21 protein-coding genes are annotated in these 17,055 nt (G+C 37.6%); 15 read left to right on the top strand and 6 right to left on the bottom strand.

Going from position 1 to position 17,055, the window contains the following annotated elements; genetic code table 11:
* Positions 1 to 80: 80 nt before the first annotated feature.
* Genes BN8061_RS09745 through BN8061_RS09735 form a run of 3 tightly spaced genes read left to right on the top strand, consistent with a single transcriptional unit; the run spans position 81 to position 1,884 of the window.
* A complete protein-coding gene (locus BN8061_RS09745; RefSeq protein ID WP_068598831.1) occupies positions 81 to 455 on the top strand; it encodes a Fur family transcriptional regulator in 375 nt (124 codons plus the stop codon).
* Positions 443 to 1,180 (top strand): class I SAM-dependent methyltransferase, encoded by a 738-nt coding sequence (locus tag BN8061_RS09740; protein ID WP_068598829.1) that lies wholly within the window; start codon positions 443 to 445, stop codon positions 1,178 to 1,180. Before BN8061_RS09745 ends, BN8061_RS09740 begins: the two co-directional genes overlap by 13 nt.
* The gene (locus BN8061_RS09735; protein ID WP_094745939.1) at positions 1,177 to 1,884 is read left to right on the top strand and encodes a ZIP family metal transporter; all 708 of its coding nucleotides are present in this window, start codon (positions 1,177 to 1,179) and stop codon (positions 1,882 to 1,884) included. The genes BN8061_RS09740 and BN8061_RS09735 overlap by 4 nt, the downstream gene beginning before the upstream one ends.
* On the opposite strand, the gene BN8061_RS09730 is transcribed toward BN8061_RS09735, so the two are convergent.
* Positions 1,875 to 2,345 carry a type I restriction enzyme HsdR N-terminal domain-containing protein gene (locus BN8061_RS09730; RefSeq protein WP_068599543.1) on the bottom strand — a complete coding sequence of 157 codons (471 nt, stop codon included), beginning with the start codon at positions 2,343 to 2,345 and terminating at the stop codon, positions 1,875 to 1,877. The genes BN8061_RS09735 and BN8061_RS09730 overlap by 10 nt on opposite strands.
* Here BN8061_RS09730 and holA point away from each other — a divergent pair.
* The 4 genes from holA to BN8061_RS09710 all read left to right on the top strand — a co-directional run bounded on the left by holA (position 2,327) and on the right by BN8061_RS09710 (position 5,636).
* Positions 2,327 to 3,337 carry a DNA polymerase III subunit delta gene (gene holA / locus BN8061_RS09725; protein WP_068598825.1) on the top strand — a complete coding sequence of 337 codons (1,011 nt, stop codon included), beginning with the start codon at positions 2,327 to 2,329 and terminating at the stop codon, positions 3,335 to 3,337. The genes BN8061_RS09730 and holA overlap by 19 nt on opposite strands.
* A gap of 65 nt (positions 3,338 to 3,402) precedes the next feature.
* Positions 3,403 to 4,347: a thioredoxin-disulfide reductase gene (gene trxB, locus BN8061_RS09720; protein WP_068598822.1), complete on the top strand. Its 945-nt coding sequence runs from the start codon at positions 3,403 to 3,405 to the stop codon at positions 4,345 to 4,347.
* 203 nt (positions 4,348 to 4,550) lie between these two features.
* The gene (locus tag BN8061_RS09715; RefSeq protein WP_068598820.1) at positions 4,551 to 5,402 is read left to right on the top strand and encodes a hypothetical protein; all 852 of its coding nucleotides are present in this window, start codon (positions 4,551 to 4,553) and stop codon (positions 5,400 to 5,402) included.
* 9 nt (positions 5,403 to 5,411) lie between these two features.
* Complete coding sequence (locus tag BN8061_RS09710; RefSeq protein WP_068598818.1) at positions 5,412 to 5,636, top strand: hypothetical protein; 225 nt, start codon at positions 5,412 to 5,414, stop codon at positions 5,634 to 5,636.
* A gap of 107 nt (positions 5,637 to 5,743) precedes the next feature.
* Here BN8061_RS09710 and BN8061_RS09705 read toward each other — a convergent pair whose 3' ends face one another.
* Positions 5,744 to 5,947 carry a hypothetical protein gene (locus tag BN8061_RS09705; protein ID WP_068598817.1) on the bottom strand — a complete coding sequence of 68 codons (204 nt, stop codon included), beginning with the start codon at positions 5,945 to 5,947 and terminating at the stop codon, positions 5,744 to 5,746.
* Positions 5,948 to 6,143: 196 nt separating this feature from the next.
* Here BN8061_RS09705 and BN8061_RS09700 point away from each other — a divergent pair, with 196 nt between their 5' ends.
* Positions 6,144 to 6,566, top strand: a complete 423-nt coding sequence (locus BN8061_RS09700; RefSeq protein WP_068598815.1) for a hypothetical protein — start codon at positions 6,144 to 6,146, stop codon at positions 6,564 to 6,566.
* Between the two features lie 122 nt (positions 6,567 to 6,688).
* Here the strand turns inward: BN8061_RS09700 and BN8061_RS09695 are convergent, their stop codons facing one another.
* Positions 6,689 to 6,868 (bottom strand): hypothetical protein, encoded by a 180-nt coding sequence (locus BN8061_RS09695; protein ID WP_041942005.1) that lies wholly within the window; start codon positions 6,866 to 6,868, stop codon positions 6,689 to 6,691.
* A gap of 94 nt (positions 6,869 to 6,962) precedes the next feature.
* Here BN8061_RS09695 and BN8061_RS09690 point away from each other — a divergent pair, with 94 nt between their 5' ends.
* Positions 6,963 to 7,343, top strand: coding sequence for a PH domain-containing protein (locus BN8061_RS09690; RefSeq protein WP_068598813.1), 381 nt, complete (start codon positions 6,963 to 6,965; stop codon positions 7,341 to 7,343).
* A gap of 115 nt (positions 7,344 to 7,458) precedes the next feature.
* On the opposite strand, the gene BN8061_RS09685 is transcribed toward BN8061_RS09690, so the two are convergent.
* From BN8061_RS09685 to BN8061_RS09675, 3 genes are all read right to left on the bottom strand, one after another.
* Positions 7,459 to 8,988: an IS1182 family transposase gene (locus tag BN8061_RS09685; protein ID WP_068596427.1), complete on the bottom strand. Its 1,530-nt coding sequence runs from the start codon at positions 8,986 to 8,988 to the stop codon at positions 7,459 to 7,461.
* Between the two features lie 129 nt (positions 8,989 to 9,117).
* Positions 9,118 to 10,092, bottom strand: coding sequence for a deoxyhypusine synthase family protein (locus tag BN8061_RS09680; RefSeq protein ID WP_068598811.1), 975 nt, complete (start codon positions 10,090 to 10,092; stop codon positions 9,118 to 9,120).
* Between the two features lie 12 nt (positions 10,093 to 10,104).
* Positions 10,105 to 11,496 carry a type III PLP-dependent enzyme domain-containing protein gene (locus BN8061_RS09675; protein ID WP_068598810.1) on the bottom strand — a complete coding sequence of 464 codons (1,392 nt, stop codon included), beginning with the start codon at positions 11,494 to 11,496 and terminating at the stop codon, positions 10,105 to 10,107.
* A 403-nt stretch (positions 11,497 to 11,899) separates the two neighbouring features.
* Between BN8061_RS09675 and BN8061_RS09670 the strand changes: the two genes are divergently transcribed.
* Genes BN8061_RS09670 through BN8061_RS09645 form a run of 6 tightly spaced genes read left to right on the top strand, consistent with a single transcriptional unit; the run spans position 11,900 to position 17,051 of the window.
* A complete protein-coding gene (locus BN8061_RS09670; RefSeq protein ID WP_068598808.1) occupies positions 11,900 to 12,673 on the top strand; it encodes a ParA family protein in 774 nt (257 codons plus the stop codon).
* Between the two features lie 6 nt (positions 12,674 to 12,679).
* Positions 12,680 to 13,579: a ParB/RepB/Spo0J family partition protein gene (locus tag BN8061_RS09665; protein WP_068598806.1), complete on the top strand. Its 900-nt coding sequence runs from the start codon at positions 12,680 to 12,682 to the stop codon at positions 13,577 to 13,579.
* Entirely contained in the window at positions 13,563 to 14,141 is a 579-nt protein-coding gene (locus BN8061_RS09660) for a DUF5683 domain-containing protein (protein WP_068598804.1), read from the top strand. The genes BN8061_RS09665 and BN8061_RS09660 overlap by 17 nt, the downstream gene beginning before the upstream one ends.
* Positions 14,142 to 14,162: 21 nt before the next feature.
* Positions 14,163 to 14,873, top strand: a complete 711-nt coding sequence (dapB, locus tag BN8061_RS09655; RefSeq protein ID WP_068598802.1) for a 4-hydroxy-tetrahydrodipicolinate reductase — start codon at positions 14,163 to 14,165, stop codon at positions 14,871 to 14,873.
* A 7-nt stretch (positions 14,874 to 14,880) separates the two neighbouring features.
* Positions 14,881 to 16,452, top strand: coding sequence for a signal peptidase I (gene lepB, locus BN8061_RS09650; RefSeq protein WP_068598799.1), 1,572 nt, complete (start codon positions 14,881 to 14,883; stop codon positions 16,450 to 16,452).
* A complete protein-coding gene (locus BN8061_RS09645; protein ID WP_068598797.1) occupies positions 16,452 to 17,051 on the top strand; it encodes a WbqC family protein in 600 nt (199 codons plus the stop codon). Before lepB ends, BN8061_RS09645 begins: the two co-directional genes overlap by 1 nt.
* Positions 17,052 to 17,055: the final 4 nt, after the last annotated feature.

Here is a 17,055-nt window from a genome sequence, read left to right as displayed (position 1 = left end):
ATCTCATTAAATTATACGAAAATGCTTTCTTATCGAAAGCATTTTTTTGTATTATTGCAAATCAATTGCATTAAGGATTCATGAAACGCCGAAATACTCCACAAAAAGAATTGATACTCAATTTGTTTCGCGATCGACAAGCCGGGATTTGTCAGGACGAAGTCGAAAGCATGATGGAAGGTATGATGAACAAGGTGACGATTTACAGAATCCTTAATCGATTTTGCGAAGACGGTATTATGCACAAAATCACCGATGGGTGTGGCAAGGCTTTTTTTGTTTTGCAGCAAAACACCTCTTCGTGTACAAAAACTTCACATCATCATTTTCATTGTGTTCGATGCAATCAAATGGTTTGCATTGCCAATCGAATCGAACTTGATCTGGAGGAAGATTTTACCATTTTACAAACCAATTGTCTTATCACCGGAATATGTCCAAAATGCAAGAAATAAAACCAGCATGGTATGCAACATGGTTCAATACGCCTTATTACCATTTGTTGTACAAGAATAGAAATTTTGACGAAGCAGAAGAATTCATACGCAATTTGATGACTAATTTGGCTTTGCCTAAAGATTACAAAATAATGGATTTGGCGTGTGGCAAGGGACGACATTCCATTTTTATGAATCAATTGGGTTATGATGTAACAGGACTGGATTTGTCTGAAAATAGTATTCGATGGGCAAAACAATTCGAAAACGAACGATTGAGATTCGATGTGCACGATATGCGAACAATTTATAAACCAGCAGCATTCGATCTCATTGTAAATTTGTTTACCAGTTTTGGCTATTTTGCTAGTTCGGAAGAGCACGACCGGGTTTTCGAATCGGTTTATGCGCAATTGAAAAATAATGGACTTTTTGTATTGGATTATCTGAATGTTGAAAAAGCCATCGCAGAGCTAATTCCAAGCGAAGAAAAATCCATAGAAGGCATCAATTTCTTGATCGAAAAATCGGTTGTGCAGGGTTATATCCGAAAGGATATTCGGTTTCATGCAGATCATCAGGATTTTCATTATCAAGAATTGGTCAAAGTGATTCGCTTAGAGCAATTTGTAGAGATTGCAAAGTCGGTCGAATTTCAACTTTTGTCATGTTTTGGTGATTATCAACTGCATGAATTCGACCACAAAAATTCACCCAGATTAATTTTAATCTTCAAGAAATGATGGAGATTCTAGTATTGATCAGCAGTGTATTTTTGGGCGTTGCCCTCTCGCATCTCATCCGTATTCCTTCCCAAAACATAAAATTGTTACTGGCTTTTAGCGGAGCTTTCTTTTTAGGAATCACAGTGTTAGAGATTTTACCTCATGTATTTCTTCAATCCATTGCGACGCATACGACACATCAGATTGGGATGTGGATTTTAGCAGGGGTTTTGGTGCAATATATATTAGAAACGATCAGCAAAGGAATCGAGCATGGGCATGTACATTTGGAGCAATCAACCTTTCCGAAAGGTATTTTTATAGGATTATTTTTGCATTCATTCATAGAGGGAATTCCTGTTGCGAACGAAGGTTCTCATCATTTTCTTTGGGCAATATTTGTACACAATATTCCGGTTTCCATCATTCTTTTTCAAGCTTTGAGGTCACGGCTCGAACGAAAATCCATGGTCTACGGGCTGATTGTGTTGTTTGCAATCGCTGCTCCATTGGGGTTTGTGTTGGGTAAATATACCTTGATCAGCGAATATGCCAACCCGATAAGCGCATTGGTTTGTGGGATATTTTTGCATATTTCGACCGTAATTTTGTTCGAAGCTACCGCCGGACATAGATTCAACTTGCAGAAATTCACCATGATGATTTTGGGGTTTGCTTTGGCGTGGGCAAGCGTCATTTTATTGCCGCATCATCATGTATAGCAAGGCAAATCGCGAAGGAATTCGTATTGTTTTTCTTCATAATTGATTTTACAATAATAATGATTCAAACCATTGGTGATCATGAGGTATTCCGACCCGATTTGTGCATTATATCGCGCCAATTGATCAAACGTTTCTTGGGTGATAGTAATATGAGGAGCCTTGCATTCGACCATTACCATTGGCTTATCTTTTCTGAAAATGGTAATGTCTGATCGCTTTTTCATCCCGTTTATATCAACAATTTGCTCTAGTTTTATATTCGATGTTGAAAACTTTTTTTCTTTGGTCAAAAAGTGTAATACATGCTGTCTTACCCACTCTTCGGGGGTATAGACCAACCATTTTTTTCGGATCATACAAAAGATAAACCATTTCCCTTCGGTTTGTTTCAATCTTATTTGGTAATTTTCGGGAAAATTTAATTGTACAAGTTCCAACGATGAGTTCGATAGATTCATTGCTCAAAGATATTAATAATAAAAAGTTTTTACCGATCTATTTTTTGGCAGGTGAAGAACCTTTTTTTATCGACAAAGTTACCAAATCGCTCGAAGAGCATGTGTTGAGCGAACAAGAGAAGGGATTCAACCAAACCATAGTATATGGGCAGGATACCGATATGGGCAATCTGATTGGTCTTGCCAAGCAATACCCAATGGGAGCCGAACGGGCTTTGGTGATCGTGAAAGAAGCACAGCATCTGTCTAGAAGCATCGATCAGCTGACTGCCTATGCAGAAAATCCGCAACCAACTACGGTTTTGGTTATCAATTATAAAGGCAAAACGCTCGATAAACGAACCAAATTGTATAAGGCAATCAATGCGTCTAGATATTATTTCGAGTTCAAAAAACTCTATGATAACGAAGTCCCAGCTTGGATCGAGAAACGCGTAGCAGAAGCGCAACTTATGATCGATTCCAAGGCTAAATTTCTATTGGCAGAATTTGTAGGTGCCGATTTGTCTCGTTTGGATAATGAAATAGACAAATTGACTACCATTGTAGGAAAAGGAAACACGATAACCCCCGAATTGATTGAACGAAATATCGGTTTCAGTAAAGATTATAATAATTTCGAATTGCGAAGTGCCATCGTAAAAAAAGATTTATCGAAAGCAATGCGAATTATTAAATATTTTGAAAAAAATCCGAAAGATAATCCATTAGTTTTGACCATTACATCGATTTTCAATCTATTTCAGAACATCATCATTTTGCACAGCCTTACCGATAAATCCAAGGCGAATGCAGCCAAAGAATTAGGTGTTCATCCTTTTTTTGTAGAAGAATTCTTTTTGGCAGCGCGCAATTATCCGCTAAAATCCGCAACGCGTATCGTTTCGCACATCAGAGAATATGATCTGAAAAGCAAAGGCGTCAACAGCACGGGCAATGTGTTATCCTCAGAATTGTTATTAGAATTAGTGATAAAAATAATGCACACATAATCGAAGATTATCGTAATTCGTAGCGAATCTGCACGAGAAATAATATATTTGAAAAAAAAATAAAAATGAGTGAACAAAACATATTAGACACCGTCATTATAGGTTCTGGACCTGCTGGATATACGGCAGCAATTTACGCATCAAGAGCGAGCCTTAATCCCGTGGTATATACTGGTATGGAGCCTGGAGGGCAGTTGACAACGACAACCGATGTAGAAAATTTCCCAGGTTATCCCGAAGGAATTACAGGACCAGAAATGATGGCAGATTTGCAAAAGCAAGCCGAACGTTTTGGTACAAAAGTCTATTATGAATACATTACCGAAGTGAAATTTGCAAAAGAAAAAGGGCAACTTCATCTGCTGAAATCGAGTGGTGGCAACGAAATTCAAACCAAAACTGTGATTATTTCTACCGGGGCTTCGGCAAAATACTTAGGACTAGAAGACGAAAAGAAATATGCCGGTAGCGGAGTTTCTGCTTGTGCAACTTGCGACGGTTTTTTCTATAAGGGAAAAGATGTAGCCGTGGTTGGCGGTGGTGATACTGCAGCAGAAGAAGCAACCTACTTGGCTAAACTCTGCAACAAAGTGTATATGTTGGTAAGAAAAGACGAGATGAGAGCTTCTAAAGCTATGCAAGATCGCGTAAATCAAACATCGAACATCGAGGTGTTGTACAATCACGAACTTGTTGGTTTGGAAGGAAATATGGTGGTAGAAAAAGCCAAAGTGGTGAACAATGTGACCAACGAAGAGCGCGAGTTGGTAGTAGACGGTGTCTTCATTGCAATTGGTCACACTCCGAATACCGAACTTTTCAAAGGGCAGTTGGAGATGGACAGCACAGGTTATCTCGTGACGCAAGGCAAATCGTCGGCAACTAATCTTCCGGGTGTTTTTGCAGCAGGCGATGTACAAGATAGCATTTACAGACAAGCGATTACAGCGGCTGGATCTGGTTGCATGGCAGCATTGGACGCAGAACGCTATATTGCAGAATTTTTCTAAAATTAATAATGTTTTTTTTCGAGGATTTTTTCACCTCAATACAAAAGCCGTTCTAAGCAGAATGGCTTTTTTTATGGATTTTTGTCTTTTCTTTTTGATGCAACCTTGTATCATCATCCATCGACAAGCAAGTTTTTTTATTTTAGCATCAATACCATTCCTCAAAATCAAATAATCCTTTACATTTACACAAATTTTCATTTATGACCGCTCCATTTAAAATATACTTTGATCAGGTTCTGAATCGTTGTGAATTTGATGACCATCTGCGTAGAGGATTCTTGTTTTTCTTGTCGGCTTCTATGGTAAGTAATAACGTAAACGATTTGATGAGTTTGCATCAGAATCAAGAAAAGTTGAATGAAGCGTTCAATCAATTAGTGTTCAGTTATGCGGTTCCGAACGAAAACGATCAACATTTGTTTGAACTCAATTTTCAGCCTTTGGGCGATATTTTATACACCATCAATTCTATTTATCTTGAACAAATACAAGGCAAAACGGGCGTTTTGAAAGAGCGTTTGAAACATCAAGCAACTTATACTTTGGTAGATGAATTGGTCGAGCAATTCAAAGAAAAAAAGTTTACCGTAGGGCATAATCATCAAATTATTACCGAGATGTTTCGTGCTTTGGGCAGGTATCTCAATTTGGCAAGGCTCGACGACGAAGATAGTTACAAAGCTGGATTGGCGTATTATAAGATAGCACAACAAAAAGATTTTGAGGGAATAAGTTTGTTGTTTTCGACCATTCTCCATGCTTTTCCACCATTGTATAGAGCATTGTTTAAGTTTCCTTTTTTCTTTATTTACGATCAAAATCGTCTGAATGCCAATCATTTGTTTTCGACCATTTTGCAGTTTTTCTACATGGATACGAATACAGCGATTGCTCGTCATATTCACGCATTTCATCATTATTTATTTCTGAAGCCAAATTCGGTAAACCTCCGCCGCGAATGGAAATTTGAGGAAGAAAACAGAGGGCAGATGATTTCGCAGATGATGTTCAATGCCCTGAATATTCGAAAATCGCCCATTTATGATTTTTGAGAAGAATTTTTGAATTCTGATCAATTTATTTTCAAAAGACTCAAAAATCAATCGATTTCTAGGCAGACTTTTATTCTGGAGTTGCAAGATTTGCTCGAAAATTATTACGAAATGAAGGTTGACGACATGGTGCACGAAGAGTACAATCACGCCGAATATCTGCAATTCTTGGCGATAATGTTTTACGAAGTTTCGGCGCATGCGATGTTGCCCGATGAGATTACGATAAATTAGCGTTTGAGCATGCGCGAGAAAAGAAGTTTAGGCTTATTTTTCAACATGGACGAAAAGGTATTCGATTTCTTTTTCAGTTTCCTTTAATGCGATTCCGTCATCTTTTATCAAAGTTTTTTCCAATTTAGAAAAATTATTGGTGGCAAACTTATGGTAAATCCGTTCGAAAAATCACGTTCCGCCTCAAAACGATGATTATAGCGTGCGCTAAGGTTTTTTGCGATTTGATCGAACGTAGAATTTTCGAAATTAATGGAAGTCGATGTAGCCGAAAAAGAATTTCCTTTGATTTCGTCCTCTGCTTTCGTCAAATGTTTATTCCATTGTGAAGAATCATGCACCACAAGCTGATAAACTTTTTGATTTGGTGTTTTTCTTCTATTTGGAAGGATACAATTCGCTTAAATGCTTCAGAATCAGTGAATCTTTATTGATATAATGTTTTGAATTATTTTTATAGGTAAGCGTAAGTTTTTTGATGTAGCGTTTGATAAACAATCTGGCGGAATGAAAGCTATTCATAAAGAACATAATTTCAATAACAAATATGGTCATTTTGAGAAAGAAGCTTCAGCCTTGTTATATCGAAAAGGACATGGGGTTATTTTAGAGTCTGAAAGAAAAGAAATTGGGGTTAAAACGCCTGACGGTATTATAAATGGGAAAATAATGGATATCAAAACCGTCATTGGAAAAAATGGCGTTTTGGGTAAAAACAATATTGTTGACAAGCTGAAATATGCTAATAAGCAAAATTGTGAAATTGTTATACTTCAATTTCCTAAAAATTACACACACCTTTTTGACGGTGTAAATATTGAGAGTGAATATAATTCTGTAATTAAATTATTAAAATCTCACCAAAAAGAAATTATAATAAAAGAAGTCTGGATAATATTAGACGATGAATTAAAAAAGTTCAGCTTTTAAAAGCTGAACTTTGGGGATTATGGTGGAATAAATTCCTGGCCTTAATCCTCTACAAATATACAAAATAATTTAAATACCAATAAAAAAGCGTTTAAAATTGATTTAAACGCTTTTCAAAAACCTTATGAATAACAACCCTCACCTCGCAATATAGCTTCTATTGTTCGCTCGGACAAAAACCATTTCTTTGCCAGTTCGCTCACGCAAGCATCCACTCGCCATTGCGGATTCTTATCCACCAAGCGATCAAAGTCTTCTCGAATTTGTTGATTGCGAATATTTAATCTTGCTTTTCGGCTCATTGAAAGCAAAAGTACCTTTTTTTTCTACTTTTTGCAAAAATTACAATCCAATCAGAATTAATATAGTATATTTCAGCCTATTAAAATTTAACTTATGGGATTATTTGACAAACTATTAGGCAACGCAGGTACTGTAACACCAGAAAAACTCTACAGCGATTATCAAGCAATTTTAATTGAAGGCGAAACCATCGATATTGGTTTTTCTTTGTTCAGAGATGTATTTATGTTTACCAGCAAAAGATTAATCTTAATTGATAAACAAGGTTTGACGGGGCAGAAAATTGAATATCTATCCTTACCATACAGCAGTATTTCGAGATTCTCAATAGAAACTGCTGGTAACTTTGATTTGGATGCAGAATTGAAAATTTGGATATCGAGTGAAGATAAGCCAAGCGTCAGTAAAAAATTCAACAAAAGTGTGAACGTGTACGAAGTACAAAGGGTTCTTGCTCAACGCACTTTGAAGTAAACAAAAAGAAGCCGTCTCGTTTATAAAATCGGGACGGTTTTTTTATGATTAAAAAATTGAGGTCAAAAACCAACTCAATTTAATAATTTAGAAAAAGATGAGTTATTATTCTTGTTTACGCACTCATCTTTTTCAGATTATGAGCTAAAGCATGCAATCCGAACTCTAATTCCACTTTTTCAATTCCTTTTAGGGTAAATCTTTTGAAGTTTCGGTTGTGTTTGAGTTGGGCAAATGTAGGTTCGACATCAGCAGTTCTTTGTTTTCTTCTTATTTCTCCGATATCGGATGTGAGAAGTTCTCTTGCTTTTTGTTTGTGGTATTCTAATTTATGGTTCCTTTCTACTGTCCTGTTGTTTTTCCCCTTGAAGCACTGGCTTCTGAGCGGACATCCATTGCAGTTTTTAGCGCTATAACAACTATAGGTTTGCTTATATCCTGACTTTGTTTGGACTTTTCGCTCACCGCGCTTTTCCATACGTTGTCCCATCGGGCATACATAAAAATCTTGCGCTTCATTATAATAGAGTGAGTCTCGTTCAAAGGGTTTGGGATTTTTTCTTTTCTTTGATTTGCCTTGTTCTTGGTCAAAGGTGTTGAACTTTACAAAGGCTTTGATTGCTTTGTCCTCCAAAAGTTCGTAATTTTCTTCACTTCCGTATCCTGCATCTGCGGTGAGTTCTTCGGGAAGCTCATTGTAGAGTTTTTTATGGTTTTCTAAATGAGGTTTTAAAGTATGAATGTCGTTGGTGTCTTGATGTAAGGTATAGTTGACGATGATTTGGTTTTCGGTGCTGATTTGTGCATTGTAGCCGGGTTTTAATTGTCCGTTCTGCATGTGGTCGTCCTTCATGCGCATAAAGGTCGCATCGGGATCGGTTTTGCTGTAGGAGTTGCGTTCTTGTAGTAACTTTTCTTGTTCTTGGTATTTCTTTAAGTTTGGCGCAAAATTCTTTTGGATGTAACGGGATTTGGCTTTTTTCTTTGGATCGTCAGACTTTTCTTTTAGGATTCGGTTGATTTTATCTGCGGCTTGTTGGACTTTTTCAGGATCAAGTTTTTTGAACTCCGGTGGCTCGGGATCTTGGTCTTCTTCATCAGCAACGCACTGCGCGTATTGCCACATATCCTCTAATTGTTTGATCATTTTCTCCCGATTGGTCTTGATGGAATTTCCCCAGACAAAGGTGTATCTTCCAGCTACCGATTCTATTTTGGTGCCGTCTGTATAAACTCGTTTGAGACTCACTAATTTTTCTTCTGCCAAAAGCAATACCACTTGTTTGAAAATGTCTTTGAATACAGCTTTTAACTTATTGCTTCGAAATCGGGCTATCGTATTATGGTCGATGCTTTCTCTACCAGAAAGCCACATAAAGTTTATGTTCTCATTGAGGGCTTTTTCGATCTTTCTACTGGAATAAATATTGTCCATATAAGCGTAAACCATCACTTTGAGCATCATTTTAGGATGATAACTAGGATGACCTTCCCGACTGTAAGTTTCTAAAAGAGGTTTTAAGTCTATCTTCTCAACTACGTTGTTTACGATTCTTACTGGATGATTAGTCGGAATTAATTCTTCTATCGAAGGTGGAAATAACCAGTTTTGGGATTGGTTATATTCTTTAATTCTATAGTTCATTTCGCTGAAAATTAAGTAGTTAAATATAGTGAATTCTATATTAATCACCTAATAATCAATCCATTATTTATATAAAAAAACCGCCTCAGTTGTGAGACGGCTTCTTTCTGATTGTTAATTCCTTTTTTATTAATGTCCTAAAACGTAGGCAAACACCAATGGTGCAACGATGGTAGCATCCGATTCGATCATGAATTTTGGTGTGTCAACATCCAATTTACCCCAAGTGATTTTTTCGTTTGGTACCGCTCCAGAATATGAACCGTATGAAGTTGTTGAATCTGAAATTTGGCAGAAATACGACCAGAACGGCACATCTGTCCATTCCAAATCTTGGTACATCATCGGCACTACACAAATCGGGAAGTCACCCGAAATACCACCAGCGATTTGGAAGAATCCAACGCCTTTACCATCCGAATTTGCTCGATACCATTCGGTAAGGTAAATCATGTACTCGATACCCGATTTTACTGTAGAGGCTTTCAAATTTCCTTTGATTACGTTCGATGCAAAAATATTTCCTGTTGTAGAATCTTCCCAACCCGGACAAACGATTGGTAGGTTTTTCTCGGCAGCGGCTACAATCCAAGAATCTTTAGGGTCGATTTCGTAATATTGTTCCAACACGCCAGAATTCACTACCTGATACAAAAATTCGTGTGGTAAATAGCGTTCACCTTTTTCTTCTGCTGCGTGCCAAACATCTTCTAAATGTTGTTGTAAACGGCGAAACGCTTCTTCTTCTGGTATGCAAGTGTCAGTAACGCGATTGTAATGAGTGTCGAGCAATTCGCGCTCTTGTTCTGGAGTTAGATCTCTCCAGTTCGGAATTCTTTTGTAGTGATTGTGTGCCACTAAGTTCATCACATCTTCTTCTAAGTTGGCACCTGTACACGAGATGATATGCACTTTATCTTGGCGAATCATTTCGGCTAAAGAAACTCCCAACTCGGCGGTTGACATAGCGCCACCAAGCGAAATCAGCATTTTACCGCCTTCTAGCAAATGTTGCTCATAACCTTTTGCCGCATCGACAAGCGCAGCAGCGTTGAAGTGACGGTATTGATGTTCTATAAACTGACTAATTGGTCCTTTACTCATTTTGTTTTGTTTTTATGTTGCTATATTATATCCTAATTTTTTCAATACACTTTGATAATCTTGTTCTTCCGAAAAGACTTTTACATCGTAATTTTCATCGATCAAGATGTATTTGGGTTGCGGAATAAGGCAGTGGTGTACACCGTCGAAACCAGAGATGTTGTCTTGATAAGCTCCTGTATTGAAGAAGCCAATGTATAACGGTTTTGCCGAATCGTATTTGGGTAAATAGATGGCATTTACATGCTGTTCGGAGTTGTAATAATCGTCGGAATCGCAGGTCAGACCACCCAACAAAACGCGTTCGTAGGGATCGCTCCATCGGTTGATGGGCAACATGATGAAGCGTTTCGAAATTGCCCAAGCATCGGGTAGGGTAGTCATGAAAGAGGAGTCGATCATGTCCCAATATTCGCGGTCGTTTTGTTTCTTCTGATACAATACTTTGTAAATCATACCGCCGCTTTCGCCAACGGTAAACGATCCGAATTCTGTAAAAATATTAGGCACAGGAATGCCTTCTTCGTCACAATATTTTTTGATTTGCCCCAAAATTTCTTCGGCCATATAGCCATAATCATACTGGAATGCCAACGAATTTTTGATAGGGAATCCGCCACCAATGTTCAATGAATCCAACTCTGGACAAACTTTTTTTAAGTTGATGTACACGCGTAGACATTTCACCAGTTCGTTCCAATAATACGAGTTGTCTCGGATTCCGGTATTGATAAAGAAATGAAGCATTTTCAATTTGATGCGATCATTTGGTTTTACCATGTTGTGATAGAATGGTACGATGTCTTTATATCCGATTCCTAATCGCGAGGTATAAAACTCGAATTTTGGCTCTTCTTCAGACGCAATACGAATTCCGATTTCGAAATCGCCTTCAATTGCTTCAGAAAACAAGTCAACCTCTTCGTAATTATCGATCACGGTAATGGTTTTGCGATGTCCATTGTTGATCAGTCGTGCGATGTTTTCTACATATTCTTCTCGTTTGAAACCGTTACAAATCACATACTGGTCGTGATTCATCAGTCCTTCGTTCAACAAACTTTCTACAATGTTGATGTCGTATGCCGAAGACGTCTCAATATGGATGTCATTTTTCAAGGCTTCTTTGATGATATGTTTGAAGTGCGAACTTTTGGTACAGTAACAATAATTGTAAGTGCCCTCATAATTCAATTTCTCACGCGCTTCGTTAAACCAAGTTTTTGCTTGCTGAATGTTCTGAGAAATTTTGGGTAAATAAGTGAATTTCAGTGGAGTACCGTATTCTTCGATCAATCCCATCAGATCGATACCATTGAAGTGTAAATCTTCTCCAACTAAATCGAATTCATCTTGCGGGAAATCAAAAGATTGGGTGATTAAATCGATGTATTTTGTTTTCATTTTTACTGTTGTCGTTAGAATTATAAATTAGATAAATTTGAGGTGTTTTTCTACGTTTCTACGTTGTGTTTTACCTAAACTCTGAGGACAAAGTAAAACCTCTTTGTGCGTGAAAACCAATAGTTTTTTCAATTCAAAAGTGATTAAAAATGATTAAACTTTAAAAATTAATTAAAACCCAATCTTACTTGAGTTTGTTCTATACAATGAATTGCAAATATAAACGAAAAATTTCAGCGTTGATAAGATATTAAGATAGTTTAAGGATTTATTAATAAATTCGATTGTAATTTTGTAGTTGATTAATTATCAAACAACTAAACTCTTGTTTATAAATTTATAGAATCCTTAAGAAGTCAATCGTTGATTTGTTGTATTTTTGAAATCGATTTCAATCTAAAATATGGGTAAAATAATTGCAATAGCCAATCAGAAAGGTGGAGTAGGAAAAACCACAACAGCCGTTAATTTAGCTGCTTCATTAGGAGTATTAGAAAAGAAAGTTTTACTGATCGATGCCGATCCACAGGCCAATGCGACATCGGGGCTTGGTGTAGACCCAGAAACCGTAGCGCAAGGCACATACGAAGTCTTGGAAAATCAAATTTTGGCTTCTGATGCGATTGTATCGACCGAAACGCCAAATTTAGATTTAATTCCGGCACATGTCGATTTAGTAGCCGCAGAAATCGAGATCGTAGATTACGAAGAACGAGAGTATATGCTGAAAAACGCACTGAAAGAGATTCGCGATCGATACGACTATATCATCATCGATTGTGCGCCATCTCTGGGATTGATAACCCTGAATGCGCTTACTGCAGCAGACGCTGTTATCGTACCGATACAGTGCGAATACTTTGCTTTGGAAGGTTTGGGAAAATTGTTGAATACAATAAAAGGTGTACAACAACACCACAACCCAGAATTGGATATCGAAGGTTTATTGTTGACCATGTACGATTCTAGGTTGCGATTATCGAACCAAGTGGTAGACGAAGTGAACAATCATTTTCCACAAATGGTATTCAAAACGGTGATCCAACGAAATGTTCGTTTGTCGGAGGCACCAAGTTTTGGCGAAACCATCATACAATATGATGCCGGAAGCAAAGGTGCAGAAAATTACCTTAATTTAGCACGTGAATTATTAATCAATAATAACGATACTGTATAATATAAAATGGCAAAACCGAATAAAAATAACCGTTTGGGTCGCGGACTCTCTGCTTTGTTGAAAGACGAACCTACCGTAAATTCGGCTTCAGACGAAGGCGCAAAGCGATTGGTAGGGAATATCATCGAAATCGAGTTGAGCAAAATTGTAGCCAATCCGTGGCAACCGCGAACCAAGTTTGATAAAGAAGCTTTAGACGATTTGGTAACTTCGATTCAGTCATTAGGCGTTATACAGCCTATTACGGTGCGCAAAAAAGCAGACGGAACATACGAGCTGATTTCGGGTGAAAGACGTTTCAGAGCTTCGCAATTAGCAGAAAAAGAAACCATCCCAGCCTATGTGCGTTTGGCAAACGATCAAGAGATGTTGGAGATGGCATTGGTCGAAAATATTCAACGTCAAGATTTAGATGCCATCGAAATTGCCTTGTCGTACAGACAGCTGATCGAAGACATCAAGTTGACACAAGAAGAATTGAGCAAGCGTGTGGGAAAAGACCGCTCGTCGATTACTAATTATTTACGATTGTTGAAATTAGACCCCATCATCCAGACCGGAATTCGTGACGGGATGATTTCGATGGGACATGGTCGCGCCTTGATTGCTGTTGAAGATTTGGATGAACAATTTAAAATTTACGAGCGCATCATCCAACAAAATCTATCGGTTCGCGAGACCGAGAACTTGATTAAAAACCTGAAAAAAGGTCCAGTAAAAAAAGAAAATACAACGCCTGCATTACCAGACGAATACCAAGCGGCTTTAAAATCTATTGGCGATTCTTTGGGTACAAAGGTTGAAATAAAACGAGCTAAAAATGGAAAAGGAAAGATAATCCTCAATTTTAGTTCAGATGACGAATTCGAACGATTGAGAAAATTCTTAGATGAAAACAATTCATAAGCTGCTGATTTGCTTTTTTGTTGCTTGGAGCGGTGTCGTTTTTTCTCAATTAGAAGAAGACCCCCCTTCAACGATTGTAGCCGATACCATTGCTCAAGAAATCGACTATCTGAATATGAAAAGTCCGATCAAGGCCTCACTTTATTCGGCAGTAGCACCAGGTTTAGGGCAAATCTATAACGAAAAAGTATGGAAAGCGCCAATCGTATGGGGTTTACTGGGAACAGGAGTTGGGTTTACGATCTATTTCAACAACGATTACAAAAAATTCAAAGGTTATTATATTGCTCGTTTAGAGGGAAGATTAGATGACATCCCTACGGGTTACGATCGCCTGTCGGCAGAGCAGTTGGGAAGAATCCAAGATGACAAACGCCGATATCGCGATTATGCGATTGGCCTCACGGCTTTGGTCTACGTCCTCAATATCATAGACGCATCGGTAGACGCCCATTTGTTTGGGATAAATAAAGATCCAGATTTAGCAATAAATCCAATGATCAATTACGATTCGTATTTGATGCAAACACAATATGGAATTGCATTAAATTTTAAATTTTAAAAACAAATTGTAACACATTAGATGAAAGTAGCACTAATAGGATATGGTAAAATGGGTAAAGCCATCGAAGAAATTCTGCTCGAAAGAAGGCATGAAGTGGTGGCAAAACTCAATCATACCCCAACCTCGGAAGAGATCAACGGAGCAGAGGTGGCGATAGAATTTACCCAGCCAGATGTTGCGGTAGATAATATTAAAGAATTACTTTATATGGGGATTCCAGTTGTTTCTGGTACAACAGGTTGGCTTGATCGGTACGGTGAAGTTGCCGACTTGGTAAAGCAACAAGATGGTACGTTTCTTACAGCATCCAATTTCAGTTTGGGGGTCAATTTGTTTTTTGAAGTAACAGCTCATTTAGCTCAACTGATGAATCCGTATCGCGATCAATATCAAATCGAAATCGAAGAGGTTCATCATACGCAAAAATTAGATGCACCAAGTGGAACCGCAATCAGCATAGCCGAAACCATTATCAATCATTCTCAATATGAAAATTGGTCGTTGGATAAGCGGTCTGAGGGTACGATTCCCGTTACAGCAAAACGAATCGATCAGGTGCCGGGTACGCATACGGTAGAATACGTTTCGGATGTTGATACCATCAGCATCACGCACACGGCTCATAGCAGAAAAGGATTTGCTTTGGGTGCAGTAATTGCAGCAGAATGGATCAAGGATAAAAAAGGAATTTTCAGCATGAAAGATGTGCTAGGTTTAACACAAAAATAAAAACAATATGGATTTATTAATTTATTGGTTAATAGGTTTTATCATCTTCAATATCATCTTTGGAGCATTAACTTTTAATCTTTATTCGTTGGCAGGTAAAAAATCTTGGCATGCCTTTGTCCCTTTTCTCAACGTTTGGAAAGGTTTGGAAATCATCGAGCGACCAAAATGGTGGATCATCCTTTTCTACCTTCCAATTGTAGGACCAATTTTTTGGCTGATTTTCTTTGTCGATTTAGGCGATAGTTTCGGCAAAATCGAGCTAAAAGATAAAGTAATCATGGTGATGACTTTAGGTTTGTACACAGGCTACCTCAATTATGTAGAAAAACCAAAATACATCGGTCCCGAAAAAAGAAAATCTACCATAGTTTCGTCTTTGATTTTTGCCATAGTTTTGGCGACAATTATACACAACTGGTTTGTACAACCGATGATTGTTCCCACTGGTTCTATGGAAAATACCATCAAAATTGGTGATGCGCTTTTTGTAGAAAAAGTAAGCTATGGAGCGCGTGTACCGATTACGCCTTTAGGAATTCCTTATTCAGAATTTATCAACCGAAATTTGTTCATCAACAAGGTGAGATTGCCTTATATGCGAATACCAGGATGGCGAGATTTGAAAGCCAATGATATTGTAGTTTTCAACTATCCAACCGATTCTCTGTTCACCGCAATCGATCGTAAAGATGCATATGTAAAACGTTTGGTTGGTATGCCAGGTGATACTATCCGAATTTCGAATGGTGTATTGTATGTGAACGGACAGAAATTTATCCCCAAAAAAGACGCCCTGGTACAACATGCTTATCAAGTGATTACAAAAGCGCCTTTTAGCGAAAAATTGTTGTACGATGATTTCGGACTGATTCGTAATGATTATAACATCAAACAAGAAGGAAATCAGTACGTGTACATCTTTTTTGGTTTGGATGATAAAATTGTATCATCTTTCAGAAAAAATACCAATGTGATCTCTGTGGATCAGATTTCAAATCCGGTCGGATTTCATAATATTCGTTACAAAGGCAGTAATCAAACCCAGATCGATTCTACCAATTCTATTTTCCCAGTAAACAAGCATTGGAACGAAGATCAATATGGACCATTATATATCCCCAAAAAAGGCGATGTGATTACATTGACTAAAGAAAACTTGCCACAGTATTGGAACATCATTCGCAAATACGAACAGAATCGTTTGGTGGTCGACTCTGCAAACGGAAAATTCAACGTCACGATCAACGATCAACCTACCAAACAATATACCATCAAACAAGATTATTTCTTCATGATGGGAGACAACCGAAATCAATCTTTAGATGCTCGTTTCTTTGGCTATGTACCAGAAGATCACATCATTGGGCGTCCAATTTTGATTTGGATGAATGCCAATGGCATATTCGAGCCAGCGCCAAAAAAATTCTTGTGGGATAGAGCCTTTACCTCGATCAACAACGACAATCCAAACAAAAAATCATACGGAATCTATGTCTTAATTGCCCTATTTTTATGGTTGGGATATGATTTTTACAAAGATAGAAAACGTAAAAAAGAAGCTAAAAAATTTGATTAATGAAGGTGTTTTCAGCTTTTTATTTTGGACCAATCGATTATTTTGCCAATTTGGCTCAGAATGAAACATTTCGCATAGAACAGTTCGAAAATTTTCAGAAACAAACCTACCGTAATCGCTGTTATGTGTTGGGAGCAAACGGTCCACTCATGCTCGGCATTCCGATTTTACATAATGGAAAAAGAGTATTGAAAGACATTCAGCCGTCATATGATTACGATTGGCAAAAAGAACACCTGAAATCGTTGATCGCAGCTTACAAAAGCTCGCCTTATTTTGAATTTTATGAGGATGATGTGACACCACTTTTCGAGAGAAAAGAGAAATATTTGTTAGATATCAACCTCAAAACTATAGCCTTCATCAACGAGAAATTGAAGTTGGAGCTCAACTTTGAGTTGACCAATGGCTACGAGGTTTTGGCAGAAAACGACGATTATAGAACGCGTTTTAACGCCAAAAAAAATACCACTCAGATTCCACCTTATTACCAAGTTTTTGGCGATAAATTCGAATTTGAACATAATTTGAGTATTTTGGATTTGTTATTTAATGAAGGACCTGCATCAAGCAATTTTTTAAAACAATTAGAAGTATAAAAAA

The organism is Vaginella massiliensis (assembly GCF_900089075.1).
GTDB classification, from domain to species: Bacteria; Bacteroidota; Bacteroidia; order Flavobacteriales; family Weeksellaceae; genus Weeksella; species Weeksella massiliensis_A.
Note: the sequence above shows the minus strand (reverse complement) of the source record. Positions and strands in the feature narration are given on the sequence as shown.

What these genes read in the sequence shown, in the direction of transcription:
- BN8061_RS09745 (WP_068598831.1), top strand. Translation starts at nt 81, where the DNA reads ATGAAACGCCGAAATACTCCACAAAAAGAATTGATACTCAATTTGTTT.
- BN8061_RS09740 (WP_068598829.1), top strand. Translation starts at nt 443, where the DNA reads ATGCAAGAAATAAAACCAGCATGGTATGCAACATGGTTCAATACGCCT.
- BN8061_RS09735 (WP_094745939.1), top strand. Translation starts at nt 1,177, where the DNA reads ATGATGGAGATTCTAGTATTGATCAGCAGTGTATTTTTGGGCGTTGCC.
- holA (WP_068598825.1), top strand. Translation starts at nt 2,327, where the DNA reads ATGAGTTCGATAGATTCATTGCTCAAAGATATTAATAATAAAAAGTTT.
- BN8061_RS09730 (WP_068599543.1), bottom strand. Translation starts at nt 2,345, where the DNA reads ATGAATCTATCGAACTCATCGTTGGAACTTGTACAATTAAATTTTCCC.
- trxB (WP_068598822.1), top strand. Translation starts at nt 3,403, where the DNA reads ATGAGTGAACAAAACATATTAGACACCGTCATTATAGGTTCTGGACCT.
- BN8061_RS09715 (WP_068598820.1), top strand. Translation starts at nt 4,551, where the DNA reads ATGACCGCTCCATTTAAAATATACTTTGATCAGGTTCTGAATCGTTGT.
- BN8061_RS09700 (WP_068598815.1), top strand. Translation starts at nt 6,144, where the DNA reads ATGAAAGCTATTCATAAAGAACATAATTTCAATAACAAATATGGTCAT.
- BN8061_RS09695 (WP_041942005.1), bottom strand. Translation starts at nt 6,868, where the DNA reads ATGAGCCGAAAAGCAAGATTAAATATTCGCAATCAACAAATTCGAGAA.
- BN8061_RS09690 (WP_068598813.1), top strand. Translation starts at nt 6,963, where the DNA reads ATGGGATTATTTGACAAACTATTAGGCAACGCAGGTACTGTAACACCA.
- BN8061_RS09685 (WP_068596427.1), bottom strand. Translation starts at nt 8,988, where the DNA reads ATGAACTATAGAATTAAAGAATATAACCAATCCCAAAACTGGTTATTT.
- BN8061_RS09680 (WP_068598811.1), bottom strand. Translation starts at nt 10,092, where the DNA reads ATGAGTAAAGGACCAATTAGTCAGTTTATAGAACATCAATACCGTCAC.
- BN8061_RS09675 (WP_068598810.1), bottom strand. Translation starts at nt 11,496, where the DNA reads ATGAAAACAAAATACATCGATTTAATCACCCAATCTTTTGATTTCCCG.
- BN8061_RS09670 (WP_068598808.1), top strand. Translation starts at nt 11,900, where the DNA reads ATGGGTAAAATAATTGCAATAGCCAATCAGAAAGGTGGAGTAGGAAAA.
- BN8061_RS09665 (WP_068598806.1), top strand. Translation starts at nt 12,680, where the DNA reads ATGGCAAAACCGAATAAAAATAACCGTTTGGGTCGCGGACTCTCTGCT.
- BN8061_RS09660 (WP_068598804.1), top strand. Translation starts at nt 13,563, where the DNA reads ATGAAAACAATTCATAAGCTGCTGATTTGCTTTTTTGTTGCTTGGAGC.
- dapB (WP_068598802.1), top strand. Translation starts at nt 14,163, where the DNA reads ATGAAAGTAGCACTAATAGGATATGGTAAAATGGGTAAAGCCATCGAA.
- lepB (WP_068598799.1), top strand. Translation starts at nt 14,881, where the DNA reads ATGGATTTATTAATTTATTGGTTAATAGGTTTTATCATCTTCAATATC.
- BN8061_RS09645 (WP_068598797.1), top strand. Translation starts at nt 16,452, where the DNA reads ATGAAGGTGTTTTCAGCTTTTTATTTTGGACCAATCGATTATTTTGCC.